The sequence below is a fragment of the Amycolatopsis sp. NPDC104587 genome, assembly GCF_055583645.1.
In genome coordinates, this window is sequence record NZ_JBVJNO010000004.1 from 399,296 (window position 1) to 423,940 (window position 24,645).

Sequence of the window (24,645 nt, forward strand, 5' to 3'; positions counted from 1 at the left end):
CAAGTGCCAGAGCTGGTCGTACAACTCACCAGGGTGGGCTTCCTCGTGCTGCTCTGGCTCTTCGTGTTCGCCGCGCTCAGAGTCGTCCGCTCGGACCTCTACGCGGCGTCGGGCATGCGCGTCCAGGTGCCGACCTTCGGGCGCAAGAAGGAGAAGAAGCCGCGCAACAGCAAGTCACCGCAGCAGCTGCTGGTGACCCACGGCGCGCTCGCCGGGACCCGCATCGCGCTGGACGGGCGGCCGATCCTCATCGGCCGCGCCGACGACTCCACGTTGGTGCTCGACGACGACTACGCGTCGACCCGGCACGCCCGGATCGCCCAGCGCGGTGAGGACTGGTACGTGGAAGATCTGGGCTCGACGAACGGGACCTACCTGGACCGGGCTAAGGTCACTGCACCCCTCCGGGTCCCGCTCGGAGTCCCCATCCGGATCGGCAAGACGGTGATCGAGCTTCGCCCATGACTCTCGTCCTCCGCTATGCAGCCCGCAGCGACCGGGGCCTGGTGCGTTCGAGCAACCAGGACTCCGTGTACGCCGGCCCTCGCCTGCTCGCGCTCGCCGACGGCATGGGTGGTCACGCGGCGGGTGAGGTGGCCAGCAAGGTCGTCATCGCCTCGCTCGCGCCACTCGACGACGACGAACCGCGCGACGACCTGCTCGCCCAGCTGCGGGAAGCGGTGGCGAACGGCAACGCCGCCATCGCCGAGCTCGTCTCGCAGGACCCCGATCTCGACGGCATGGGCACCACGCTCACCGCGGTGCTGTTCGCCGGCACCCGGCTGGGGCTGGTGCACGTCGGCGACTCCCGTGCCTACCTGCTGCGCGGCGGTCAGTTCGCGCAGATCACGCGCGACGACAGCTTCGTCAACGAACTGCTCGAACAGGGCCGGATCACGCCCGAGGAAGCCGCGGTGCACCCGCAGCGGTCGCTGCTGCTGAAGGCGCTCACCGGGCACGAGGTCGAGCCGAGCCTGACCGTGCGCGAGGCCCGCTCCGGCGACCGGTACCTGATCTGCTCGGACGGCCTGTCCGGCATGGTCAGCGACGAGACGCTGACCGAGGCCGTGCAGATCCCGGACCCGCAGCAGTGCGCGGACCGGATGATCGAGCTGGCGCTCAAGGGCGGCGGCACGGACAACGTCACGGTGATCATCGCCGACGTCGTCGACGTCGACTTCGGTGAGGACGCGCCCATCGTGGGCGGCGCCGCCGGGGACGGCAGCGACGAGCTGCACCAGGGCGACTCGCCCGCGGCCCGGGCGCGGGCGCTGACCCAGCCCGCGCCGCAGCCGCGCCCGGAGCTCCCGCAGCCGCGGGAAGATCCGAAGGCCAAGCGCCGGAAGCGGTTCCGCTGGCTGGCCGGGGCGCTGGTGGTGCTCGTGGTGCTCGCCGCGGCCGCCATCGCCACCCGGTACTTCGTGCTGAGTCAGTACTATGTCGGCGAAGGTGCGGACCAGGAGGTCGTGATCTACCGCGGCGTCCCCGGCAGCATCCTCGGCATCGACCTGCACACCTACGAGCAGGGCTCGTGCCCGCCCAACCAGGTGTGCACGGACAAGCTGCGCGTCGACTCGCTCCAGGAAGACGCGCGGCTGGCGGTGCAGAACGGCGTCAAGAAGGACAGCCTCGACGACGCCCGGAAGTACATCGACGACTTCCTGCAGCTGCACAAGCGCCTGAACAACTGCGCGCCGGCGGGCGGCCAGACGTCCCCGACGCCGACACCTTCGGCCACGCCGACGCCCACCCCGTCGGCTCCGGCCGGTTCCACCGCTCCGTCGTCGGCGAACCAGCCAGCGGGGAGGGACTGCTCGACGCCGAGTTCGACGGCACCGACGACGGGAGGCGGTAACTGATGAGCCAGCCCGCCGCGCGCGCCGCCGAGCCGCTCGCCGCGCAGTTCCAGACGAACCCGCCGCGCGAGGTCCCGACCCGCCGCAACACCGAGCTGGTGCTGCTCGGGTTCGCGGCCTTCATCGTCACCATCGCGCTGGTGCTGGTCGAGGCGAACCAGGAGCAGGAGCTCACCGCGTCGATCCTCTGGCTCGGGCTGGCGTACCTCGGCATCTTCGCCGCCGCGCACCTTGCCGTCCGCAAGTGGGCGCCGTACGCGGACCCGGTGCTGCTCCCCTGCGTCGCGCTGCTCAACGGCATCGGCCTGGTGATGATCCACCGGATCGACCTGGCGCTGGCCGAACGGGCCGTGCAAAACGGCAAGGACTACACGCCTGCCGTCACCGCACAGGTGCTGTTCACGGTGATCTCGCTGGTGTTCTTCGTCGTGGTGCTGGTCGTGGTGAACGACCACCGCACGCTGACCCGCTACGGCTACACCGCGGGCCTGGTCGGGATCGTCGCGCTGGCGCTGCCCGCGCTGCTGCCGGGCTCGCTGTCCGAGGTCAACGGCGCCAAGGTGTGGCTGAAGCTGCCGTTCTTCTCGATCCAGCCGGGCGAGTTCGCGAAGATCCTGCTGATGATCTTCTTCGCCTCGTTCCTGGTGTCGAAGCGCGACCTGTTCATGGTGGCGGGCAAGAAGCTCGTCGGCGTCGAGCTGCCGCGCGCCCGCGACCTCGGCCCGATCCTGATCGCCGCGTTCGTCTGCATCGGGATCCTGGTGTTCGAGAAGGACCTCGGCACGTCGCTGCTGTTCTTCAGCGTCATCCTGGTGATGCTGTACGTCGCGACCGAGCGGGCCATCTGGGTCGTCCTCGGGCTCAGCTTCTTCGCCGCCGGCTGCGTCATCGCGTACAACCTCTTCACGCACGTCCAGCAGCGCGTCGCGAACTGGCTCGACCCGCTGGCCACCTACGACGACGCCGGCGGCGGCTACCAGCTCGCGCAGGGCCTGTTCGGGCTCGGCACCGGCGGGGTCGGCGGCACCGGGCTCGGCGCCGGGCGGCCGGACATGGTGCCCGAGGCCGCCACCGACTTCATCACCGCGGCGATCGGCGAAGAGCTCGGCTTCATCGGGCTGGCCGCGGTCCTGATGCTGTACTTGCTGGTCGCGATGCGCGGCATGCGCAGCGCGCTCGCCGTCCGCGACACGTTCGGCAAGCTGCTCGGCGGCGGGCTGGCGTTCACCATGGTCATGCAGATCTTCGTCGTCGTCGGCGGGGTCACGAAACTCATCCCGGAGACCGGTATCACCGCCCCGTTCCTCTCGAAGGGTGGTTCGTCGCTGCTGGCGAACTACATCCTGGTCGCGCTGCTGCTCCGGATCTCCGACGCCGCCCGCAAGCCCGCCACCCGGTCGAAGCCGCAGCCGCAGCAGCAGGCGCCGATCGCGGAAGCGCACACCGTGCTCGTGCAGCGGCCCTCGGCGGACGGGGGCGCGCAGGCATGAACACCCCGCTCCGCAAGGTCGGCATGGCGATGCTCGTGATGGTCGTCCTGCTGCTCGCGAACGCCACCTACATCCAGGTGGTGAAGGCCGACGACTACCGCACCGACTCGCGCAACGCCCGCGTGCTCTACGACGAGTTCGCCCGCCAGCGCGGCAAGATCGTGTCGCAGGCCAACGGCGAGGTGCTGGCCAGCGTCAACCCGTCGAACGACAAGTACAAGTACATCCGGACCTACGCCGACGGCGCGATGTACGCGCCGGTCACCGGCTACTACTCGATCAACTACGGCGCCGGCGGCCTGGAGCGCGCCGAGGACGACGTCCTCAACGGCTCCGACCCGCGGCTGTTCGTGCGGCGGCTCTCGGACATGGTCACCGGCCGCGACCCGAGCGGCGGCAACGTCCGGCTGACGATCGACCCGGCCGTGCAGAAGGCCGCGTACGACCTGATGACGCAGCGCGGCTACACCGGCGCCGTCGTCGCGATGGAGCCCAAGACCGGCCGGATCCTCGCGATGGTCTCGACCCCGTCGTACGACCCGAACGCGCTGGCCTCGCACACTTCCAAGGCGCAGACCGACGCCTGGAACGCGAACAACAAGGACCCGAAGAAGCCCATGCTGAACCGGGCGATCTCGGAGACCTACCCGCCGGGCTCGACGTTCAAGCTGGTCACCGCGGCGGCCGCGCTCGAGGACGGCAAGGGCCCGGACACGCCGGTCAACCCGGCGCCGAACACCAAGCTCCCCGGCACGAACGTCACGCTGGAGAACTACGCCGGCGCCGGCTGCCCCGGGACGACGTTCAAGGACGCGCTCGCGCACTCCTGCAACGTGCCGTTCGCGGAGTTCGCCGGCCAGCTCGGCGCGGACAAGATGAAGAAGACGGCCGCGAACTACGGCATCGGGCAGACCGACCTGACCGTGCCGATGAAGGTCGCGCCGTCGACGGTCGGCCCGCTCGACTCGCAGGGCGCGCTCTACCAGAGCGGCATCGGCCAGCGCGACGTCCGGCTCACGCCGCTGCAGGACTGCCTGCTCGCGGCCACCGTGGCCAACAACGGCATGGCGATGAAACCGCAGCTGGTGCAGTCGGTGCTGGCGCCGGACCTGTCGACCATCGAGGACTACAGTCCCACCGAGCTCACCGGCACGCCGGCGCTGTCCTCGGCCAACGCCGCGATCCTCAAGGACATGATGATCGCTTCCGAAGGCTTCACCAAGGGCGGCGGCAAGCGCCCGGACATCCAGATCGCGTCGAAGACCGGCACCGCCGAGCACGGCACGGACTCCAAGAACACCGCGCCGCACGCCTGGTACACCGCCTTCGCCCCGGCCAACGACCCGCAGATCGCGGTCGCCGTGATCGTCGAGGACGGCGGCAACCGCGGCCTCGCGGCCACCGGCGGCACCGTCGCGGCGGACATCGGCCGCGCGGCGATCAACGCCAAACTCGGGGGTGGATAGCGCATGCTGTCCTCCGGTCAGCTGCTGGCCGAGCGCTACAAGCTGACGAGCCGGATCGCCGTCGGCGGGATGGGTGAGGTCTGGCAGGCCAGCGACACCCGGCTGGACCGGACCGTCGCCGTCAAGATCCTCAAGGCCGAGCTCTCCGGTGACGCCGAGTTCCTCCACCGCTTCCGCACGGAAGCGCGGATGACGGCTTCCCTGAACCACCCCGGCATCGCCGCGGTGCACGACTACGGCGAGACGGTGTTCGACGGCGACCTGTCGATCGCGTACCTCGTGATGGAACTGGTCGACGGCGACCCGCTGGCCGGGCTGCTGGCCAAGCACGGGCGGCTGTCGGCGGAGTTCACGCTCGACATGCTGGAGCAGGCGGGCAACGCGCTGCAGGCCGCGCACTCCCACGGCCTGGTCCACCGCGACGTCAAGCCGGGCAACATCCTGGTGACGTCGGCGGGCCAGGTGAAGATCACCGACTTCGGCGTGGCGAAGGCGGCCGACGCGGCGCCGGTCACGCGCTCCGGCATGGTCATGGGCACCGCGCACTACATCGCGCCGGAGCAGGCGCTCGGGCACCCGGCCGAGCCGGCGTCCGACGTCTACTCGCTGGCCGTGTGCGGGTACGAATGCCTCGCCGGGCACCGGCCGTTCCTGTCGGAAAACGCCGTGACGGTCGCGATGATGCACATCCGCGACATCGCGCCACCGCTGCCGCCCGACGTGCCGCCCGCAGCCCGCGCGGTGATCGAGGCGACGCTGGTGAAGGACCCGCGGCAGCGCTACAACAACGGCGGCGAGTTCGCGAACGCCGTCGCCGCGGTGCGCGCCGGCCTGCCGCTGCCGACGCCGTCCGGGCTGGTCAACGCGGCGTACGCGACCGGCCAGCAGCCGGTGCAGCAACAGCCGCCGCAGCACCAGGTCCCGCCACCGCCGCCGCAGCAGATGCCCGGCGGCCCGCCGTCGCCGGCGGTGAACCCGATGGTCGCCATCGGCCCGCCGTCGCGGCCGGTCATGCGCCCGGCCATGGCGCCGGTGCCCCGCAAGAAGTCCCAATGGGGCTGGTGGGCGCTCCTCGCGGCGATCCTGCTCGTTGTCCTGGTGGCGGGCATCGTGCTGGTGGCGAAGATGATCGGCAGCTCCGGCTCGCCACCACGCACCGGCCAGACGACGAGCCAGGTGGTCCCGGGCAGACAGCCGCCCGCGGAGGAGCCGCCCGCTTCGAGTGCTTACCCGGCGGACACTCCCGGCACGACCGACGATGGCCAGCAAGGCATCATGACCACACCTTGGACGGAATGGAACGGCACCCAGAGATGAGCACACCCAGACTGCTCTCCAACCGGTACGAGCTGGGCGAAACGCTCGGCTACGGAGGCATGTCCGAGGTCCATCACGGCCACGACGTGCGCCTCGGCCGGGAAGTCGCGATCAAGATCCTCCGTGCCGACCTCGCCAGGGACCCGCAGTTCCAAGAGCGCTTCCGCCGTGAAGCGCAGAACGCCGCCGCGCTGAACCACCCGGCGATCGTCGCGGTCTACGACACCGGTGAAGCGAACACCGACTTCGGGCCGCTGCCGTACATCGTCATGGAGTACGTCGAAGGCCGGACGCTGCGCGACATCGTCAAGACCGAAGGCCCGATGTCGCAGAAGCGGGCGATGGAGGTCATGGCGGACGTCTGCGCGGCGCTGGACTTCTCGCACCGCCACGGCATCGTGCACCGCGACGTCAAGCCGGCCAACGTGATGATCACGAAGAACGGCGCGGTCAAGGTGATGGACTTCGGCATCGCGCGCGCGATGCACGACGGCCAGTCCGCGATGACCCAGACCGCCGCGGTGATCGGCACGGCGCAGTACCTGTCGCCGGAGCAGGCCCGCGGTGAGTCGGTCGACGCCCGTTCGGACGTCTACGCCGCCGGCTGCGTGCTGTACGAGCTGATCACCGGCGAGCCGCCGTTCACCGGGGACTCCCCGGTCGCGGTCGCCTACCAGCACGTGCGGGAGGACCCGAACCCGCCGTCGTCGGTCAACCCGGCCGTGGCGCCGGAGCTGGACGCCGTCGTGCTGAAGGCGCTGGCGAAGGGCCCGGCGAACCGCTACCAGTCGGCCGCGGAGATGCGCTCGGACCTCGTCCGCACGCTTTCGGGACAGCGCCCGGCGGCGCCGATGGTGATGTCCGAAGACGAGCGCACGCAGGTGATGAACGCCGACCGGCGGCAGCCGCAGCGCTACGAGGAGTACAACGAGCCGGACGACGAGGACCCGAAGGCCAAGCGCCGCCGCCGGACGATCCTCGCCGTGCTGGCCGCGGTGTTCGTGCTGGGCGCGGTGCTGCTGATCATGTGGCTGTCCAACGCGTTCAAGAGCACGACGGACACGGCCGCCATCCCGGACGTGCTGCACCAGTCGGTGCCGCAGGCCCAGGAACAGCTGCGCGCCAAGGGGTTCCAGAGCTTCGAGAACAAGAGCGTCCCCTGCGGGGTCGCGCCGACCGACGGCAGCCCGCAGTGCAGCCAGGACGACATCAACAAGGTGATCCAGGTCAACCCGGCGGTCGGCACCGAGGTGGCGACCAGCACGAAGATCGTGCTGACGGTCGGGGTCTCGCCGGGCAAGGCCAGCGTGCCGGACCTCAAGGGCAAGACCCGCGACCAAGCGGAAAAGGCGCTGACCGACGCGAAGCTGACCCTCGACCAGAACGTGGACGAGGTCGAGGTCGACGACCCGAACCAGGCGGGCCTGGTGCAGTCGCAGACCCCGGCGGCGGCGTCCGAGGTCGCCGAGGGCACCAGCGTGAAGATCACCGTGGCCAAGTCCAAGGAGCTCAAGCAGGTCCAGGACTTCACGGGCAAGCCGTACTCGACGGCCGACTCGTCGCTGCGCTCGGCGGGCTTCAAGACGAAGCGCGTCGACCAGGCGTCGGACACGGTCCCGAAGGACACGGTCATCACGCAGAACCCGAACGGCGGTTCGGTGACCGCGGGCAGCCTGATCACGCTGACGGTGTCCACCGGCCCGGACCAGACCAAGATCGAGATGCCGAACCTCTCCGGCATGACGGTCGACGAGGCTCAGCAGAAGCTGGCGAGCATGGGCTGGACCGGCACGCTCCGGCAGCAGTCCGACAAGACCAGCAACAAGCCCGAGGGCACGATCACCAAGCAGGACGTCAAGGCGGGCAACGAGATCGACAAGGACCAGGCGATCACGGTGTCGGTCTCGGAGGGCAACGGCGGTTTCCCGTTCCCGACGACCACACCCACCACACCCTGACGCACTGACGAAGAAAGGGCCCGCACGGTTCGCCGTGCGGGCCCTTTCTCGTTGTTCAGGCTTTGTCGAGGAACCCCTGGACCGCGCCGAGGACCTGGTCGGCGTCACTCGCGGCGCCGCAGTCGAGCTCGAGCTCCTCGGCGGCGCCCGAGCGTTTGACCTTGAGGAAGACGCGGGATTCGCGGTAGCGCCGCAGCCACGCGAAGAGCGAGCGGCAGAAGACCCCGGCGGAGTTGCTCGTCACGCCGACGAGCACGGCGTCGAACAGCTGGACGCGGCCGCGGAGTTCGTCTTCGTTTCGCAGCCACGCGGCGAGCCCGGGGAGCTCACCTTCGGAGTTTGGCACGGTGATCGCAACGATCCCAGCCGTCACCCGGTCTCCCTTCGCCCAGAATCGGAGAGGACCCGAACCTTAGTCGGGTTCGTGGCCACTCAGGAAGCCTGTCGAGGAAATTGAATTCTGCAATGTGCAGTCAGGATCGGCGCTGCACGAGCCGCGAGACGACGGCGAAGCTCGCGGCCAGCACCACCACCGACGTCACCACCGCCAGAACCAGCGGCCCGCCGACCGGTTCTTCGTCGGTGAGGGCGTGCAACAGGGGGTGGACCAGCGGAATCTTCGCCAGCAGCACGACCACCAGCGTGACCACGGCGGCGAGCACCGTCCAGCCGATCCGCTGAACCAGCAGCCGCGAGCACGGCAACGCGATCGCGATGCCCAGCAGCGCGCAGGCCAGGTGGGCGAGCAGCCCGACGCCGAGCGCCGACGGCTGGACCTTGAACGACTTGAGCGCCGACCACGTCTCGGTGATCACGGTGAGGACCAGCGAACAGGCCAGCACGGTGAGGATCGCGCCGGTGATCATCCGCCGCCACTGCCGCGCGTGGCTCAAGGTGACCAGCCGCTGCACCGGGTCCTCGATGTCGAGCAGCGCGATCGTCAGCCAGCACGACACGACCAGCAGCCCCCCGGCGCTCACCCCGAACAGCGGCAGCGGCGGCGAGTGCGGGTCTGCGTAGAGGATCACGCACAGCGCCAGGTACGCGAGCAGCGCCGGCAAATACCGCTGTGAATGGCCGAGCAGCGCGAGATAGTACCGCGTCAGGGCGAGCACGGCGCCACCTCCCGCACCGACCAGCCGTCCTTGAGCGCGCGCAGCAGCACGGCGTCGACGTCGGCGACCTCGACGGTGAGCACCACCTGGGCGCCCTCGGTGACGGCGTGCCGGACGCCGGGCTCGTCCGCCCAGCCGGTGCCGTGCCCGCGCAGGACGATCCGCGTTGTCGGCTCGGCGCTCTCCGCGGTGAGGCGGCCGTCGTTCATGAGGTGGACGACGTCGGCGTGGTCGTGCACCACCTGCGGCCGGTGGTCGGTGAACACGACGCTCGCCCCGCGCGACCGCGTCTCGGCGACGAGCTCACCGAGGATCGTGTGCGTGCCGACGTCGAGCCCGGACCACGGCTCGTCGAGGATCAGCAGGTCCGGCCGGACCAGGACGGCCTGCGCGAGCCCGACCTTCTGCGCGTTGCCCTTGGACAGCGTCCGCAGCGGCGCCGTCGGGCCGCCGACCAGCGCGAGCCGTTCGAGCAGCGGGTCGATCGTCGACAAGTCGGTGAGGCCGCGGATGCGCGCCATGTGCCGTAGGTACGCCCGCGCGCCCATGCGCTGCCCCGCCGGGAAACGGTCGGGCAGGTAGCCGATCCGCGGCGTTCCGGTGACGGTGCCGGTGGTGGCGTGCGAGACGCCGGCCATGATCCGCAGCAAAGTCGACTTGCCGGAGCCGTTGCTCCCGAGGACGCCGACGACGTGGCCGGGCTCGACGCTCAGGTCGACGTCGTGGAGGACGAAGTCACCACGCCCGTACCGCTTGCCGACTCCCTCGAGCCGGATCACGCAACAGCGGCCTTCTGAAGCGCCTTCGTCGCCCGCTCGAGCTCGTCCACTCGGGCCGGGTCGACCGGGTGCCCGGCGGCGGCCAGCCAGTTCGCGAGCATCCGGTGCCCGCCCTCGGTGAGCACCGACTCGGGGTGGAACTGGACACCTTCGAGCGGCAGCTCACGGTGGCGCATGCCCATCACGATGCCCGAGTCGGTCCGGCCGGTGACCTCGAAGACGTCGGCCGGAATGGTCTCCGGCAGCACGGTCAGCGAGTGGTACCGCGTGGCCGTGAACTCCGCCGGCAGGTCCTTCAGGACGCCGGCGCCTTCGTGGTGCACCTGGCTCGTCTTGCCGTGGAGCAGCTCGGGCGCGCGGTCGACGGTCGCGCCGTAAACCACGCCGAGCGCCTGGTGGCCGAGGCAGACCCCGAGCATCGGCGTGCGCGTCTCGGCGCACTTGCGGACGACGTCCATGCTCTGCCCGGCGCGTTCGGGAGTTCCGGGACCGGGCGAAACGAGCACGGCGTCGAACTCGGGCACGCGGTCGAGGTCCACGACGTCGTTGCGCCAGACCGTGCAGTCGGCGCCGAGCTGGGCCAGGTACTGGACCAGGTTGTAAACGAAGCTGTCGTAGTTGTCGACGACCAAGACGCGCATGGCCGCGAGCTTACCGGCTCCCACCTGGTGGACCGTACTGCAGATCACATTTTAGGTTAGGGCAACCTAACTTACGGTGGAGGGTGTGAGCCGATCCCTTCGCGTAGCCGTCGTGGGCGCTGGTCCCGCCGGCATCTACGCCGCCGACATCCTGGACAAGTCCGACGCCGACGTGACGATCGACCTCTTCGAACGCATGCCCGCGCCCTTCGGGCTGATCCGGTACGGCGTCGCGCCCGACCACCCGCGCATCAAGGGCATCGTGACGGCGCTGCACAAGGTGCTCGACAAGCCGAACATCCGCCTGCTCGGCAACATCGACTACGGCACCGACATCAAGCTCGACGAGCTGCGCGAGTTCTACGACGCGGTGATCTTCTCGACCGGCGCGTCCGCCGACCGCGCGCTCGACATCCCGGGCGCCGGCCTCGAGGGCAGTCACGGCGCCGCGGACTTCGTGTCCTGGTACGACGGCCACCCGGACGTCCCGCGCACGTGGCCGCTGGAGGCGACGTCGGTCGCGGTGCTGGGGGTCGGGAACGTGGCGCTGGACGTCGCCCGCGTCCTCGCGAAGACGGCGGACGAGCTGCTGACCACGGACATCCCGGACAACGTGTACCAGGGGCTGCGCACGAGCCCGATCACCGACGTCCACGTGTTCGGCCGCCGCGGCCCGGCGCAGGCGAAGTTCACGCCGCTGGAGCTGCGCGAGCTCGACCACTCCCCGAACGTCGAGGTCATCGTGTCCCCGGAGGACATCGAGTTCGACGACGGCAGCATCGCGGCGCTGCGCGCGTCGAAGCAGATCGACATGGTCGTGAAGACGCTGCAGGAGTGGGCGATCCGCGAGCCGGGCACCCGCCCGCGCCGGCTGCACCTGCACTTCTTCCACTCCCCGTCGGAGATCGTGGGCGAGAACGGCCGCGTGACGGGCCTGCGCACGGAACGCACGGAGCTCACCGGCGACGGCAACGTCCGCGGCACGGGCGAGTTCCACGACTGGGACGTCCAGGCGGTGTACCGCGCGGTGGGGTATCTGTCGTCGCACCTGCCGGAAATCCCGTTCGACCACGTCGGCGGCGTGGTCCCGAACGAAGCCGGGCGGGTGCTGGACCTGGACGAGAACCAGCTGCCGGGCGTGTACGTGACGGGCTGGATCAAGCGCGGCCCGATCGGCCTGATCGGCCACACCAAGGGCGACGCGGCGGAGACGATCGCGAGCCTGCTGGCGGACGCGGACACGCTGGCGGCCCCGAAGTACTCGTCACCGGACGCGATCCTGGATTTCCTTGACGCACGCGGAATTCCGTTCACGACTTGGGAGGGCTGGGGGAAGCTGGACGCGCATGAGAAGGCGCTCGGTTCGGCGGCCGGCCGGGAGCGGATCAAGGTTGTGGAGCGCGAGGAGATGACGCGGGTGTCGCGCGGATAGGTTTTCTCAACGCCGTGGCGGCCATTCCCGGGTAGGCCGGGGTGGCCGCCACGGACCATCAGACGCGTTGCGGCAAGGCGAGTCAGCTCGCGCCGAGGTAAGCGAGGACCGCCAGCACCCGGCGGTTCGTGTCGTCCGAGGCGGTGATCGTCAGCTTGGCGAAGATGTTCGCCGTGTGCTTGCCGACCGCTCCCTCGCTGAAGTGCAGGCGGGCCGCGATGGCCGCGTTCGAACAGCCCTCCGCCATCAGGCCCAGGACTTCGCGCTCGCGGGCCGTCAAGGCCGCCAGGGGGTCGGAGGTGTTGCCCGCCACCAGTTTGGCGATCACCTCGGGGTCCATCACCGTGCCGCCGGCCGCGACGCGGCGGACCGCGTCGATGAACTGGTCCGCGTTGAACACGCGGTCCTTCAGCAGGTAGCCGATCGCGCCGGTGCCGTCGGCCAGCAGTTCTCGTGCGTACAGCTGCTCGACGTGCTGGGACAGCACCAGGATCGGCAGCCCGGGCAGCTCGCGGCGGGCCGCCAGCGACACCTGCAGGCCCTCGTCCGTGTGGGTGGGCGGCATCCGGACGTCCACAATGGACACCTCCGGCCGGTGGGACCGCAGCGCCGCCGCCAGTTCCGGGCCGCTGCCGACCGCCGCCACGACGTCGAAGCCGTGGGCGGCCAGCAGGTGCGTCAGGCCGTCTCGGAGGAGGTACTGGTCTTCCGCGACGACGGCTCTGAGTCGATCTGGCACGGAATCTCCACGGTCGCCCTCGTCGGCCCGCCGATCGGGCTGGTCAGGGCCAACCTACCGTCGAACGCGCCGAGCCGGCGCTCGATTCCGCGCAGTCCCGAACCGAGCGCCGGGTTCGCGCCGCCCGGGCCGTCGTCGGTCATCGCCAGGGTCAGCAGGTCGTCGGCGAAACCGATTTCGATCGACACGCGCCGTGCGCCATGTTTCGCCGCGTTTCCCAGCAGCTCCGACACCGTGAAGTACGCGCACGCCTCCACCGGCTCCTCGACGCGGCCCGGTAGCGCGCCGTCGACCTGTGCCTTCAGCGGGCTGTCCAGCGCGAGCGCGCGCACGGCGTCGAGCAGGCCGCGCTCGGACAGCACCGGCGGGTGGATGCCGCGGATCAGCACCCGCAGTTCGGTGAGCGCCTCGGACGACGACGCGCGCAGCTCGGCCGCGAGCCGCTTCGCCGCCGCCGGGTCGGTGTCCACCAGCGCCTCGACCGCGCCGAGCTTCATCCCCATCGCGACCAGGCGCGACTGGATGCCGTCGTGCAGGTCGCGTTCGATCCGCCGCAGCTCCGCCGCCTGCGTGACCGTGACGTCGGTGCGGGTCTGCTTCAGCCGTTCGACGCGCGCGGCGAGCCGGGTCGCGTCCGTCGGCCCCAGCCAAACCCGCGCGAAGCGGGCCTGCTGCCGGGCCAGCCACGTCGCGGGCGCCACCCCGGCGAGGATCATCACGAGTGCCACCGGGGTCTGCACGGCGGCGCCGAAGTGCGTCGAGACCTCGGGGAACGGCCACCACGTGACCGGAGACGAGACGAAGGGCCGCCACACCCACAGCGTGAAGAGGCCGACAGCGCCACGGCCGACCAGCGCGACCGTCGGCACCACGAGCAGCAGCGAGACGAGCGGGATCAGCGCGCCGCCTGCCATGTCCCGCCAAGTGGCCCGGTCGCGCAGGACCCATCGCGAGCGCGCGTGCTGGACGGGCCAGAACGGCTCCTCGTACAGCTGCTTGCCGACCTGGTAGAGCCCGTCCGGGCGGGGCACCGGCAACGCGGGCGGCGGCAGGTAGGGCCGGGCGATGCGGACGCCGGTCCAGTTGCCGGACTCGCGGCGCAGCGTGTCGGTGATCGTGCGGCTCCACAGGATGATCGGCGCCGCCACCGGGTACGCGCCCACGATCACGACCAGCTGCCACACCGAGAACACGAACAGCACCGCGCCCAGCGCCAGGATGCCCATCTGGTGCCCGAGCGACTCGAGCCGGCGGTGCAGCCAGCGCCCCTGGCCGCGGACGGGCGCCGGCCGCGGGCCGAGCCACCAGCGTGTCCACCGGCCGTAGCCGCGCAGCACGGCCGGGCCGCCGAGTAGCACCGCGACCGGCAGGAAGAGCGTCACCAGCGGGTTCACCAGCTGCCAGCCGAACTCGCGGCCGGACGCCGGGTCCTCCATCGCCCAGGTGAACCGGCGGTTCCAGCGGATCCAGAACGCGCGCTTGTAGAGCGTGTTGCCGTCGCGGTACCAGCCGTCGCGCTCGCGCTGCGGTTCCGGCGGCTCGGGCCGGTACGGCGATCCGATCTCGACGTCGCACCAGCGCGCGGCCAGCAGGCGGGCGGTCGCCGAGCGGCGCCGGGTCCATTCGATCACCGGCCCGAGGAAGAAGACCAGCCCGACGCACAACGCCGCGAACGCGATCATCTCGAGCAGGACGTCCAGCCAGCTGAGGAACGCGTACACAGCCAGCGCGCACGCCCGGCCCAGCGCTCGCAGGTACGGCATCCGGCACCTCCTTCCCCCGAGATCCTCGCCCGGACACCGCGGGCGGCGCACTCCCCGCGGCCCCACGACCGGGGTGGGCCCAGCCCCACCCCCGCGTCAGCAAAACCCTACTTGAGCTGGGGATTCAGCGTCATTCTGCGCGCGGCCCGCAGTTCGTAGCTTCGTCACCATGCCACTCATCGAAGTCACCGACCTCCACAAGCGCTACGGCACCCGGGTCGCGGTCGACGGCGTTTCGTTCACCGTCGAGCGCGGCGAAATCTTCGGCATCCTCGGCACCAACGGCGCCGGGAAGACCACCACCGTCGAATGCCTGCAGGGACTCCGCCGCGCCGACCGCGGCACGATCTCCGTGCTGGGCCTCGACCCGGTGACCGACCGGGCGGCGCTGACCCGCCGCGTCGGCGTCCAGCTGCAGGAGAGCGCGTTGCCCGCGAAGCTGCGGGTCCGCGAGGCGCTGGAGCTCTTCGCGTCCTTCTACCCGGACCCGGCCGACGTCGACGTCCTGCTCGACCAGCTCGACCTGCGCGACCACCAGCGCGCCTGCTTCGGGAAGCTCTCGGGCGGCCAGAAGCAGCGCGTCTCGATCGCGTTGGCGCTGGTGGGCAACCCCGAGCTGGCCGTCCTCGACGAGCTCACGACGGGACTCGACCCGCACGCCCGTCGCGAGACCTGGCGGCTGGTCGAAGGTGTGCGCGCCACCGGCGTCACGGTCCTGCTGGTCACCCACTTCATGGACGAGGCCGAGCGGCTCTGCGACCGCGTCGCGATCTTCGACCGCGGCCGCGTGGTCGCCACCGGCACCCCGACCGAGCTCCGCGCGACGGCCGGAGCCTCCACTTTGGACGACGCCTTCGTCTCGCTGACCAGGAGCTCGCTGTGAACACCTTCACCAAGATCACCGCCACCGAAACGAAGCTCTTCCTCCGCTCGCCGGTCATGGCGGTCGCGGGCCTGCTCCTGCCGTCCGCCGTCCTGCTGGCGGTCGGCGCCATTCCCGGGATGACCGAGCCCAGCGCGGTCGCCGGCGGGTCCCGGTTCATCGACGCCTGGGTGCCGTCGCTGATCGTCATCAGCCTCGCGATGCTGGCGCTGCAGTCGATCCCGAACGCGATCGCCACCTACCGGGAGCAGGGTGTGCTGCGCCGCCTGGCCACCACGCCGGTGCACCCGGCGAACCTGCTGGGCGCGCAGCTGCTGATCCACGTCGTCGTCGCGCTGGCGGGCATCGGCCTGACGCTGGTCCTGGCCGACGCGGTCTACGACGTCCCGATGCCGAAGCACCCGCTGCAGTTCCTGGCGACGCTGCTGCTCGGCACGGTTTCGATGTTCTCGTTCGGTCTGCTGGCGGCGGCGGTCGCCCGCACGGCCAAGGCCGCGGGCGCGTTCGCCTTGATCGCGTTCGTGCCGACGATGTTCCTCGGCGGCGTCTACCTGCCGCGGGTGTTCCTGCCGGAGGTCCTCCGCCGGATCGGCGACTACGTCCCGCCGGGCACGCAGCCGTTGCAGGACAGCTGGGTCGGCTCGGGGGTGCAGCCGCTGCAGCTGGTCGTGCTCGGGGCCTTCGCGGTGGCCGGGACGGCGCTGGCGGCGCGCCTCTTCCGCTGGGAGTGACCAGGCCTTCCGCCATATTGGTGATGATCATCGTTTTCTCTTGTGGCTTGGCGACCCGCCCGGTAGCCAAGAGGGTGGCCCTGCTCAAACTGGAGGTTCGATGTCCCTGGACGTGTCACCCGCGTTGCTGGAGAAGGCCGAGCGCGGGGAGGTCACCGACGCCGAGTTCGTCACCTGCGTCAAGGAGTCCCTGCCGTACGCCTGGGAGGTCATCACCGGCGTCATCGCCGACGCCGAGGGCGCCGCGGACGGCTTCGCCGACAACGAGACGCCGCCACCGAGCGAGGCCGCCCGCGGACAGCTGCTGCGGGCGCTGGCCTCGGACGCGATCCGCGGCGGGCTCGAGCGCCACTTCGGCGTCAAGCTGGCTTTCCAGAACTGCCACCGGGTCGCCGTGTTCAAGACGTCCGAAAACGGCACAGTGGACGGTGACCGCTACCGCGCGTTCGTCTCGCCGCGTGGCCAGCTGCTCAACCAGAGCCCGGAGCTGCGGGACTGCTAGCCCGCAGCGCGGGCAGCACCTCGGTGCCGATCCGCGCGATGTTCGTGTACGTGCCCTCCGGCGTGCCCGACGCTTCCACGAGCATCAGCACGTGGGTGACGCCGGTGCGCCGGAGGCTCGTTTCCAGGGTCCGCACGCAGTGGGCCGCGTCGCCGACCGGGTGGATCGCGCAGAGCCGTTCGGTGTACTCCCCCGGGTCCCGCGCCGGCCCCGGCCGCCCGTCGACCGTGACGTGCGCGCCGAGCCCGTCCTTCAGCCAGCCGGGCAGCGCCGTGCGGACGACGTCGGGGTCACCCACCTGGCAGAGCACGGTCGAGACGTGGCCGGCGGGCTTCCCGTAGGCGGCGACCGTCGCGGCTTTCTCCTCGTCGTCGGCGTGCAGGCCGAGCAGCAGCGGCAAGTTCCGTTCGGCGGCCTGCCGCACGGCAGCCGACGTCGGACCGCCACACGCGACGACGACGTCCGGCCGCCGTTCCGGCGACGGCACCACGGGCACCTCCCGGAAGGCGAAGTGCCGGCCCCGCGCGCCGATCCGGCCGGTGGTGGCCCTCAAGAAGACGTCGAGGGTTTCCTCGAAGCCGGTCTCGTAGCGGTCCAGCCCGGCGCCGAACACCTCGAGGTCCTGCCATGGACCGCCGCGCCCGACACCGAGCCGCAGCCGTCCGCCGGAGACGGCGTCGAGCATCGCCCACTGCTCGGCGAGCGCGACGGGATGGGTGGTCGACAGGACGCTGACCGCGGTCCCGACGCCGATCCGCGACGTCCGGCCGAGCACGTGCCCGGCGAGCGTGATCGCCGACGGGCAGACGCCGTAGGGCATGAAGTGGTGTTCGGCGAACCAGACGTCGTCGAAGCCGGCTTCTTCGGCCAGCTCGGCGGCGCGGACGGACCGGCGGAGGACGTCGCCGTCCCGCTGGCCCGGGAAGCGGCCGCTGACCAGGAAGACGCCGAACCTCAGTTGACCGCGACCTCGTTGAACCACAGGCGCGGCTCCAGCCACGGGAACACCACGAACATCAGCAGCGCCACCACACCGAGGGCCAGGACCACGGCGATCGTCAGCTTCACCGGGAACGGGCCGGGGAACTTCCGCCAGAGCCAGGCGTACATCAGGCCTCCCCGATCTTCGAGAGCAGGTCGCCGTAGTCCTTGACCTGGTTCTTCGGCACCTGCTGGGTGAGCACCGAGGTGATGATGAGCCGCTCCTTGGCGGAGAACTGCGGGTGGCACGTGGTGAGCGTGAGCAGCGCGGCCTGCTGGGCCTTCGGGAGCACGTCGGCGTCCTTGTACGGGACCGGGTTGACCGCGGTGCCCTGGCTGGGCAGCACGACCTTGCGGCCGAAGGTCTCGCTGTACGCGCCGCCGTCCTCGGCGCCCTGGTCGCGCAGGGTCGAGACGCCCTTGCACTTCGGGTCGGCGCCCTTGCCGCCGGCCCAGTCCTCGACCTCGTCGTCGTAGGGCAGCACCTTGTAGATGTAGAAGTCGGTGGAGGTTTCGATCACGATCTGGTCACAGGAGGAGACGTTGTCCAGGTCGTTGAACGGGGCGCCCTTGCCGACGCGGTGGCCGGCGACGGCGAAGTTGCCGGGTTCGCCGGGCAGCGACGTGCCCTTGTAGTGGCCGGGGCCGACTTCGAGGGCCTTGTCGTCGGTGCCCTCCTGGATCGTGAAGTTGTAGTCGACGCCGAACGTCGGGATGTGGATGCGGGCGAACGCCTTGCCGTCGATCAGCTCGGGGTGCAGCGTGCGGTCGTGCGCCCACTCGCCGTCGAGCTGGTCGCTCGCCTCGGACTGCTTGCCCGCCGAGAACAGGTCGGTCACGTAGAGCTCGTAGACCATGAACAGCAGCACGACCAGGCCCAACGTGATGAGGATCTCGCCGGCCGTCCGGATCGCGACGCCGCTCTTGCCGAGCGGGGCCGGGGCGGGCTTCTCCTTGGTCGCGGTGCCGCTCTTCCCGACCGGGGCGAAGACGACGGTCTCCTCGGCCGAGCCGGGCGGCGGGACGGGGCCGGTGTAGCGGCGGGGCGGCGGGCCCTGCGGGCGGCGGGGCGGCTGGCCCGGGCCCGGCCGGGGCGGCACCTGGCCGCGCGGGGGTGTGGCGGGGCGGCGCTGCGGCGTCGGCCGCTGTCCGGGGTGTCTGCGCCGGTCGTCATCCGGTCCTTCGCGCATCGTCACGCAAGCTCCTCTCAAGCCGCGTCGAACCCTGGGTGACGCCTACATCACGGTGCGGGAAAATCCGACCACTCCCGGCCGCTGCTTTCCTGCGGGCATTTACGTTAACGTGTGCACGTGGCGCTGGTTGCGCACCCTCAGCGGGACATCGCCACCAGACGAGCCCGAAGAGCACCGCGAGGAACACACGATGCCCAAGTCCAAGGTCCGCAAGAAGACCGCTTACACCCCACCTGCCGACCGGCGCACGCCGGTGAAGGTGCGGGCCGCCGGCCCCACGGGCCTGGCCTGGAAGATCCCGATGTTCGGGTTGATGCTCCTGGGCCTGGTCTGGCTCCTGGTCAACTACATCGCCGGAGACAAGATCTCCTGGATGGCCGACCTGGGCAACTGGAACTTCGCCGGCGGGTTTGCGCTGATGATCGCGGGTCTGCTCATGACTATGCGTTGGCGTTGATTATTAGTCCAAATGGCGGCTTGACACCGAATTACACCGGTGTGACTCATCCCCAGTGTGGATAACCCCTGTGGATAACTACCCCACCTCGTGGGCTCCGCGTCAGGCCGTTGTGGTATCGGCCTGGGCGGTCACCCTGCTGCTGCTGGCCGGCGTGGTGGTCGACGTCCTGACCGGCGACCGCGGCGGGCTGGTGCTGTTCGCGCTGGCGGCCGTGGCCGTCGGGGCGTTCGCGGCCCACGCGACGCTCGTCCGGCCCCGGCTGGCCGCCGACGCCGAAGGACTGGTGACGCGGACGCTGAACGGCTCGCAGCGGCTGCCGTGGGGCCAGACCCGCACCCGGCTGCGCACCACCCGGCGGCTGGGCCGCGACGGCGTCACGCTCGAAATCGAGCACGACGAGCAGCTGTTCGTCTTCGGGTGGCTCGACCTCGGCGAGGACCCCCGCGACGTTCTGGACGTCCTCAGCACGCTGCGCGCACAGAGCTAACCGCAGCTGTAGAGCTCCTGGCCGCGGTACTGGACGAAGTGACACGTCTGGTCCGCCACCTGGGCGTCCTTGAAGATCAGCAGCCCGACCATCGCGACGACGAGGATGGCGATCCCGGCCACCTGCCACTGCGCCTGCCGCGCGCGGGGCGCGTAGAGGATCGCCACGGTGACCAGCGCGCCGGTGACCAGGCCGCCGACGTGGCCGAGGATCGAGATGTTCGCGACGCCGAAGGTGATGAACGCGTTCAGCGCGAGCGTGATGATCAGCCCGGTGGGGTTCAGCCGCAGCTTGAGCACGATGACCGCGTACGCGCCCATCAGGCCGAACAGCGCGCCGGACGCGCCGGCCGTGCCGCCGTCGAGGCTGTCGAACAGCAGCACCGCGGTGGACGCGCCGAGCATCGAGACGAAGTAGAGCGCGAGGTACCTGACCTTGCCGAAGACCGGCTCGAGGGCGCGGCCCATCATCCACAGGGAGAACATGTTGACCGCGATGTGGATGGGCCCGTAGTGCAGGAAGCCCGAGGTGAACAGCCGCCACCACTCGTCGGCGCCGAGCGTGGCCTGGCCCCACAGCACACCGACCTGGAAGACGCCGGAGACCTGGTTGTCGTTGAGGCTGCGGGCCTGGAAGACGGTGACCAGGAAAACCAGGACGTTGACCGCGAGGATGGCCTGCGTCGCGAGGAACGACTCGGACGGGCGCGCGCCGGCGATCGTGCGGACGCCGAAGCCGGCGCCCTGGTAACCGCGGTGCAGCCGGCGTTGCTCCTGGCCGCCCGCGTGGACGCAGTCGGTGCACTGGAAGCCGACCGGGGCCTCGCGGAGGCAGTCCGGGCACGCCGGACGCCCGCACCGGGAACAGCTCAGCCCGGTCGGGCGGTTCGGGTGCCACCAGCACCCGGGAAGCGCGGCTTGCGGTTCGGCGGCGGGGTTCGGCGGTTGGTTCACGATGTCACCAACCTACCGAAACCCGGCGCGCCGCACGCCGTCACTGCTCGATGGTGACCTTTTCGATCACGATGTCGGACAGCGGACGGTCCGCCGGTCCGGTCGCGGTCCGGCCGATCGCGTCGACGACCGCGCGCGACTCCTGGTCGGCCACCTCGCCGAAGATCGTGTGCCGGAAGTTGAGGTGGGTCGTCGGCGCCACGGTGATGAAGAACTGCGAGCCGTTCGTGCCCGGCCCGGCGTTCGCCATGGCCAGCAGGTACGGCTTGCTGAACTGCAGCTCCGGGTGGAACTCGTCGCCGAACTTGTAGCCCGGGCCGCCGCGGCCGGTGCCGGTCGGGTCGCCACCCTGCAGCATGAAGCCGTCGATGACGCGGTGGAAGATCGAACCGTCGTAGAAGGGACCGGAGTTCGTGCCCGCCGCGTTCGGCTGGGTGTACTCCTTGGTGCCCTCCGCCAGCCCGACGAAGTTCGCGACCGTCTTCGGCGCGTGGTCGGGGAACAGGTTCAGGTTGATGTCACCCTGGTTGGTGTGCAGCGTCGCTTTCACGCGGTTCATCGTGCCATCTGCGGCGGGCGGCGGCGAAAAGGGGCACGATAGGTTACGGGCAACAGAGCAGTGTCAAAACGAATGATGAGGTGAAGTCCATGTCCCGGGCGACAGCCCAGGCCGCCGAGACCGCCGACAAACTCGTTTCCGAGGGCGTCAAGCACGGCCGGCGCGCGCAGAAGCAGCTCGCGAAGAAGACCGAGCTCACCCGCAAGGAGCTCAAGAAGAGCTCGAAGGCCGCCCGGCAGGAGGCCCTCAGCCGGCTCTCCGAGCTGCGCAAGCCTGGTCGCAAGGCGAAGAAGGCCGCCATCAAGGCCGCGAAGGCGGCCGGCGATTCGAAGCGCCGCGGCAAGAAGGACTTCAAGGCGGCGAAGAAGGACTTCGCCGCTGCTGTCGTCGAGGCGAAGGCCGCGGCCAAGGGCACGCGCAGCCGTCGCAAGTGGCCGTGGCTGCTCGGGCTGGTCGTGGTCGGCGCCGGTGCCGCCTACGCGCTCCGCTCGAAGCAGGAGCCGCCGGTCGCGCCCGCGCCGCCGAAGGCCACCCCGCCCGCGCCGCCGAAGCCCGCCGAGGCGGCCAAGCCGAGCCCGTCGGCGAACGGGAAGGCGCCGTCCGCGGCACCGGCCGAGAAGAAGAACTGAACCCGACGCGAAGAGGCCCCCGGCGTGCACCGGGGGCCTCTTCAGTCGTGCTCGGGGGTCAAGCTCACGCGGTGGCGGCGTGCTTGTCGACCAGCGCGCCGAGCCGGGGCAGCGCCTCTTCGACGTTCTTCTTGCCGTTCGGGCGCAGCTTGCCGTAGACCTTCTTGATGCTGTCGCGGCTGCTCTTCTCCGCGCGCGAGTCGGTGACGCTCAGCAGCGCGTCGGAAGCCTCGTCCGAGCGGCTGGTCAGGTAGGCGCCGAAGTCGTTGCCGCCCTTGGCGCGGTAGTCGCCGTAGAACGGCTCGAGCGCGACGACGAAGTCGGGGAGCAGCGTGTCGACGGCCGAGGGGATGATGCCCGGCTTGATCTTCTTGACCGCGGCGAAGCCGGTCTTGACGACGGCACCCGAAACGCCGCCCTTGTCCGAGACCTCAGCGTCCACGAGGCCTTCGAAGTCGGTCACGACCGCCGGGCGGCGGCTGGAGTCGAGCAGGATGTCCTTGAGGGTGTCAGCCACGAATCTTGTCCTTTGTCGTTGCAGAGTTGGTGCCCCGCCCCGGGGTGGGGATCCCCCGGTGGCTGCGGTGCGCGAGTCCACGAAGCCTGCGCGTGACGCACAGGGTAATACAAGATCAACATCACTCACCCGTGTGGAGGCACTACCTAGAGCTTCAGGGCAGCGATAGCCTTCTTCGCCACTGTGCGTGCCTTCACGCTCTGCTTCTGGTTGGTGGTCACGACGACCGCCGAAGCCCCCTTCGAAACCGCGTAGACGGCGCCGTCGTCGCTGGACTGGTAACCGCCCTTCCAGCCGGTCGGGTCGGACGCCGGGTTGGACGTGTCGACCGGCGCCGCCTTGTTGACCAGCGCCGTCGCTACGTCCGGCTGACCGACGTAGACCTGAACGGTGACTTGGACCTTCCCGTCCGGGCGGTAGAAGAAGCACGCCGGGTGCGGCTGGTCGGCGGACACGCGCACCTTCGACACGTGCTGGCCGTTCGAGTCGGCCACGAACTCGCTGTCGAGGTACGGGCAGTCCTCCGTCGCCCCCGGCTGGGGATCCGGGGGGAGCTGGGCGCCCGCGGCCGCGCCGGTGGACGCCGAGGGCGGGCTGGGCGCCGCGGTGCCGGACACGATGGTGGCGCCGCAGCCGGCCAGCAGGACCACGGCGGGCGCGAGAAGTACGAGTCGTCGCATAGCGCGCACAGTCAACCATGAAGCATGTGTGAAAACCGCTGGCTGAAAGCGCCGGGACGGCAAGGCGTGCGACGATGGCGCAGTTGGTTCACATCCAGGGAGGTCGCCGCGTGCTCACCCCCGAGCAGTACCTCGGTGTGGTGGCCGAGCGCGTCCAGCGTTCCGGCGGCCGGCTGAACTCCGTGCAGATCGGGCCCGCGACGGCCGTGGTCGGCCTGTTCACCGAGTCGGTGATGCTGACGACGATGAACTACTGCGTCGTCGCCGCACCCGTGCCCGACGTCAGCGCCGCGGCGTTGTACGACTTCACCGCCCGCGCCACGCAGCACGCGCGCGCGAACATGATCGGCACCATGGGCTGGACCGCGGGATCCGTGGTGATCGCCGGGCTCGTCGGCCCGGTTGTGTACCCGGACGCCGCGCAGGCCGCGTCGGCGAAGACGAGCAACCAGTTCGGCGGCGAGACGCGGATGGTCGCCGTGGACCTCACCGCCGGGCAGACGTACGCCTTCACCGGCGGGAAGATGTGGGGCGCCGCGATGCACGGCGCGATCCGCGCCAAGCTGACGTTCTGCTTCCCGCAGCCCGCCGAGGCGTGGGAGCAGGTGCAGTGGCAGCAGGCGCAACAGCCGCCGCAGCCCCCGCAGCCGCCCCAGCAGCCGCCGCCGGGCTGGCAGCAGCAGCCGCCGATGGCCGCGCCGCCGGTGCCGCCCCCGCCGTACGCCGGGCCGGCCGGTCCGCAGCCACCGGTCTACCCACCGCCCGGGCACCCTCCGCAGCAGGGTCCGTACGGTTACTGACATGGTGGCGTTGCGCGGCTGGGCCTCGTTCCCCGAAGAACTTCCCGTGTTCACGCCGGAAACGGCGCCCGCGGACCCGCAGGCGCTGTTCCTGGAGTGGCTGACCGAAGCCGGCGAGCACGTGCTGGCGCCGCACGCCGTCACACTGTCCACAGTGGACGCCGATGGCGCGCCCGACGCGCGGGTCGTGGTCCTCAAGGACGTCGGCCCCGGCGGCTGGGCGGTCGCCACCAGCTCGGAAAGCCCGAAAGGGTTGCAGCTGCGGAAGGATCCGCGTGCGGCGTTGACGTTCTTCTGGCCCGGCCGAGGCCGTCAGGTGCGGCTGCGCGGGCCGGTCTCCCCTGCGGCGCCCGAGGTGTCGGCCGAGGACTTCCTGGCCCGGCCGCCCGCGTCCCGCGTCGAGGCGTTCATCGGGCACCAGTCGCAGGTGCTGCACGACCCGGCGGACCTCGACGCGGCGGCCGCGGAAGCGGAGCACTGGGTCGGCGAAAACCCCGGCGTGGCCCCGGAAACGTGGACGCGGTACCTGGTGGACCCGGACGAAGTCGAGTTCTGGCAGGCCAGTCATGATCGGCGGCACGTACGGCTGCGGTACCGGAAGTCCGACGGCGGCTGGGTCACCGAGCGCCTCTGGCCTTGACGTCCCCGGCGCGGAGCGCCGATCCCTGTCCCGTCTACCGCGTCGCGGCGGCTGGCGGCCCGGCCACGCCGACA

The 24,645-nt window shown here is 70.6% G+C and carries 28 protein-coding genes; 15 read left to right on the plus strand and 13 right to left on the minus strand.

Going from position 1 to position 24,645, the window contains the following annotated elements:
• The first annotated feature begins 3 nt into the window (after positions 1-3).
• Genes ACZ61C_RS13780 through pknB form a run of 6 tightly spaced genes read left to right on the plus strand, consistent with a single transcriptional unit; the run spans position 4 to position 8,087 of the window.
• Positions 4-465 (plus strand): FHA domain-containing protein FhaB/FipA, encoded by a 462-nt coding sequence (locus ACZ61C_RS13780; RefSeq protein WP_003079002.1) that lies wholly within the window; start codon positions 4-6, stop codon positions 463-465.
• The gene (locus tag ACZ61C_RS13785) at positions 462-1,859 is read left to right on the plus strand and encodes a PP2C family protein-serine/threonine phosphatase (RefSeq protein WP_465306390.1); all 1,398 of its coding nucleotides are present in this window, start codon (positions 462-464) and stop codon (positions 1,857-1,859) included. Before ACZ61C_RS13780 ends, ACZ61C_RS13785 begins: the two co-directional genes overlap by 4 nt.
• Positions 1,859-3,346, plus strand: coding sequence for an FtsW/RodA/SpoVE family cell cycle protein (locus ACZ61C_RS13790; RefSeq protein ID WP_465306392.1), 1,488 nt, complete (start codon positions 1,859-1,861; stop codon positions 3,344-3,346). Before ACZ61C_RS13785 ends, ACZ61C_RS13790 begins: the two co-directional genes overlap by 1 nt.
• The gene (locus ACZ61C_RS13795; protein WP_465306394.1) at positions 3,343-4,812 is read left to right on the plus strand and encodes a peptidoglycan D,D-transpeptidase FtsI family protein; all 1,470 of its coding nucleotides are present in this window, start codon (positions 3,343-3,345) and stop codon (positions 4,810-4,812) included. Before ACZ61C_RS13790 ends, ACZ61C_RS13795 begins: the two co-directional genes overlap by 4 nt.
• A gap of 3 nt (positions 4,813-4,815) precedes the next feature.
• Entirely contained in the window at positions 4,816-6,129 is a 1,314-nt protein-coding gene (locus tag ACZ61C_RS13800; RefSeq protein ID WP_465306396.1) for a serine/threonine-protein kinase, read from the plus strand.
• A complete protein-coding gene (gene pknB / locus ACZ61C_RS13805) occupies positions 6,126-8,087 on the plus strand; it encodes a Stk1 family PASTA domain-containing Ser/Thr kinase (RefSeq protein ID WP_465306398.1) in 1,962 nt (653 codons plus the stop codon). Before ACZ61C_RS13800 ends, pknB begins: the two co-directional genes overlap by 4 nt.
• 55 nt (positions 8,088-8,142) lie before the next feature.
• On the opposite strand, the gene ACZ61C_RS13810 is transcribed toward pknB, so the two are convergent.
• The 4 genes from ACZ61C_RS13810 to ACZ61C_RS13825 form a co-directional block, all read right to left on the minus strand.
• Positions 8,143-8,460 (minus strand): effector-associated constant component EACC1, encoded by a 318-nt coding sequence (locus ACZ61C_RS13810; protein WP_465306401.1) that lies wholly within the window; start codon positions 8,458-8,460, stop codon positions 8,143-8,145.
• Between the two features lie 100 nt (positions 8,461-8,560).
• Positions 8,561-9,202, minus strand: a complete 642-nt coding sequence (locus ACZ61C_RS13815; protein WP_465306403.1) for a hypothetical protein — start codon at positions 9,200-9,202, stop codon at positions 8,561-8,563.
• The gene (locus tag ACZ61C_RS13820; RefSeq protein WP_465306405.1) at positions 9,190-9,981 is read right to left on the minus strand and encodes an ABC transporter ATP-binding protein; all 792 of its coding nucleotides are present in this window, start codon (positions 9,979-9,981) and stop codon (positions 9,190-9,192) included. Before ACZ61C_RS13820 ends, ACZ61C_RS13815 begins: the two co-directional genes overlap by 13 nt.
• On the minus strand, positions 9,978-10,622 hold the full coding sequence (locus ACZ61C_RS13825; protein WP_465306407.1) for an aminodeoxychorismate/anthranilate synthase component II: 645 nt from the start codon (positions 10,620-10,622) through the stop codon (positions 9,978-9,980). Before ACZ61C_RS13825 ends, ACZ61C_RS13820 begins: the two co-directional genes overlap by 4 nt.
• A gap of 112 nt (positions 10,623-10,734) precedes the next feature.
• Here ACZ61C_RS13825 and ACZ61C_RS13830 point away from each other — a divergent pair, with 112 nt between their 5' ends.
• Positions 10,735-12,054, plus strand: coding sequence for an FAD-dependent oxidoreductase (locus ACZ61C_RS13830; protein ID WP_465306409.1), 1,320 nt, complete (start codon positions 10,735-10,737; stop codon positions 12,052-12,054).
• An 82-nt stretch (positions 12,055-12,136) separates the two neighbouring features.
• On the opposite strand, the gene ACZ61C_RS13835 is transcribed toward ACZ61C_RS13830, so the two are convergent.
• Both ACZ61C_RS13835 and ACZ61C_RS13840 read right to left on the minus strand, forming a co-directional pair.
• On the minus strand, positions 12,137-12,793 hold the full coding sequence (locus ACZ61C_RS13835) for a response regulator (protein WP_465306411.1): 657 nt from the start codon (positions 12,791-12,793) through the stop codon (positions 12,137-12,139).
• Positions 12,733-14,556 carry a sensor histidine kinase gene (locus tag ACZ61C_RS13840; RefSeq protein WP_465306413.1) on the minus strand — a complete coding sequence of 608 codons (1,824 nt, stop codon included), beginning with the start codon at positions 14,554-14,556 and terminating at the stop codon, positions 12,733-12,735. Before ACZ61C_RS13840 ends, ACZ61C_RS13835 begins: the two co-directional genes overlap by 61 nt.
• Before the next feature lie 169 nt (positions 14,557-14,725).
• On the opposite strand from ACZ61C_RS13840, the gene ACZ61C_RS13845 reads away from it, so the two are divergent.
• From ACZ61C_RS13845 to ACZ61C_RS13855, 3 genes are all read left to right on the plus strand, one after another.
• On the plus strand, positions 14,726-15,439 hold the full coding sequence (locus ACZ61C_RS13845) for an ABC transporter ATP-binding protein (protein ID WP_465306415.1): 714 nt from the start codon (positions 14,726-14,728) through the stop codon (positions 15,437-15,439).
• On the plus strand, positions 15,436-16,170 hold the full coding sequence (locus ACZ61C_RS13850; protein ID WP_465306417.1) for an ABC transporter permease: 735 nt from the start codon (positions 15,436-15,438) through the stop codon (positions 16,168-16,170). The genes ACZ61C_RS13845 and ACZ61C_RS13850 overlap by 4 nt, the downstream gene beginning before the upstream one ends.
• Positions 16,171-16,270: 100 nt before the next feature.
• Positions 16,271-16,672 (plus strand): SCO5389 family protein, encoded by a 402-nt coding sequence (locus tag ACZ61C_RS13855; RefSeq protein ID WP_465306419.1) that lies wholly within the window; start codon positions 16,271-16,273, stop codon positions 16,670-16,672.
• On the opposite strand, the gene ACZ61C_RS13860 is transcribed toward ACZ61C_RS13855, so the two are convergent.
• From ACZ61C_RS13860 to ACZ61C_RS13870, 3 genes are read right to left on the minus strand one after another with little or no spacing between them, the layout of a single operon-like run.
• Positions 16,641-17,654 carry an LLM class flavin-dependent oxidoreductase gene (locus ACZ61C_RS13860; protein WP_465306421.1) on the minus strand — a complete coding sequence of 338 codons (1,014 nt, stop codon included), beginning with the start codon at positions 17,652-17,654 and terminating at the stop codon, positions 16,641-16,643. The two genes, ACZ61C_RS13855 and ACZ61C_RS13860, sit on opposite strands and share 32 nt — an antisense overlap.
• A complete protein-coding gene (locus ACZ61C_RS13865) occupies positions 17,627-17,782 on the minus strand; it encodes a hypothetical protein (RefSeq protein ID WP_465306423.1) in 156 nt (51 codons plus the stop codon). The genes ACZ61C_RS13860 and ACZ61C_RS13865 overlap by 28 nt, the downstream gene beginning before the upstream one ends.
• On the minus strand, positions 17,782-18,843 hold the full coding sequence (locus ACZ61C_RS13870; RefSeq protein ID WP_465307024.1) for a class E sortase: 1,062 nt from the start codon (positions 18,841-18,843) through the stop codon (positions 17,782-17,784). Before ACZ61C_RS13870 ends, ACZ61C_RS13865 begins: the two co-directional genes overlap by 1 nt.
• A 193-nt stretch (positions 18,844-19,036) precedes the next feature.
• Here ACZ61C_RS13870 and crgA point away from each other — a divergent pair, with 193 nt between their 5' ends.
• Together crgA and ACZ61C_RS13880 are read left to right on the plus strand one after the other, a co-directional pair.
• Entirely contained in the window at positions 19,037-19,303 is a 267-nt protein-coding gene (crgA, locus tag ACZ61C_RS13875) for a cell division protein CrgA (protein WP_043787021.1), read from the plus strand.
• 70 nt (positions 19,304-19,373) lie between these two features.
• The gene (locus ACZ61C_RS13880) at positions 19,374-19,793 is read left to right on the plus strand and encodes a PH domain-containing protein (RefSeq protein ID WP_465306426.1); all 420 of its coding nucleotides are present in this window, start codon (positions 19,374-19,376) and stop codon (positions 19,791-19,793) included.
• Here ACZ61C_RS13880 and ACZ61C_RS13885 read toward each other — a convergent pair.
• Both ACZ61C_RS13885 and ACZ61C_RS13890 read right to left on the minus strand, forming a co-directional pair.
• Positions 19,790-20,746 carry a rhomboid family intramembrane serine protease gene (locus ACZ61C_RS13885; protein WP_465306428.1) on the minus strand — a complete coding sequence of 319 codons (957 nt, stop codon included), beginning with the start codon at positions 20,744-20,746 and terminating at the stop codon, positions 19,790-19,792. The two genes, ACZ61C_RS13880 and ACZ61C_RS13885, sit on opposite strands and share 4 nt — an antisense overlap.
• Before the next feature lie 40 nt (positions 20,747-20,786).
• A complete protein-coding gene (locus tag ACZ61C_RS13890; RefSeq protein WP_465306430.1) occupies positions 20,787-21,305 on the minus strand; it encodes a peptidylprolyl isomerase in 519 nt (172 codons plus the stop codon).
• An 89-nt stretch (positions 21,306-21,394) separates the two neighbouring features.
• On the opposite strand from ACZ61C_RS13890, the gene ACZ61C_RS13895 reads away from it, so the two are divergent.
• Positions 21,395-21,934: a hypothetical protein gene (locus ACZ61C_RS13895; protein ID WP_465306432.1), complete on the plus strand. Its 540-nt coding sequence runs from the start codon at positions 21,395-21,397 to the stop codon at positions 21,932-21,934.
• A gap of 64 nt (positions 21,935-21,998) precedes the next feature.
• Here the strand turns inward: ACZ61C_RS13895 and ACZ61C_RS13900 are convergent, their stop codons facing one another.
• Both ACZ61C_RS13900 and ACZ61C_RS13905 read right to left on the minus strand, forming a co-directional pair.
• Positions 21,999-22,451: a DUF6918 family protein gene (locus ACZ61C_RS13900; RefSeq protein WP_465306434.1), complete on the minus strand. Its 453-nt coding sequence runs from the start codon at positions 22,449-22,451 to the stop codon at positions 21,999-22,001.
• Positions 22,452-22,597: 146 nt separating this feature from the next.
• The gene (locus tag ACZ61C_RS13905; RefSeq protein ID WP_465306436.1) at positions 22,598-23,131 is read right to left on the minus strand and encodes a DUF2020 domain-containing protein; all 534 of its coding nucleotides are present in this window, start codon (positions 23,129-23,131) and stop codon (positions 22,598-22,600) included.
• A gap of 110 nt (positions 23,132-23,241) precedes the next feature.
• On the opposite strand from ACZ61C_RS13905, the gene ACZ61C_RS13910 reads away from it, so the two are divergent.
• Entirely contained in the window at positions 23,242-23,931 is a 690-nt protein-coding gene (locus tag ACZ61C_RS13910) for a hypothetical protein (RefSeq protein WP_465307026.1), read from the plus strand.
• 1 nt (position 23,932) lies between these two features.
• Positions 23,933-24,571 (plus strand): pyridoxine/pyridoxamine 5'-phosphate oxidase, encoded by a 639-nt coding sequence (locus ACZ61C_RS13915; protein WP_465306438.1) that lies wholly within the window; start codon positions 23,933-23,935, stop codon positions 24,569-24,571.
• Positions 24,572-24,645: the final 74 nt, after the last annotated feature.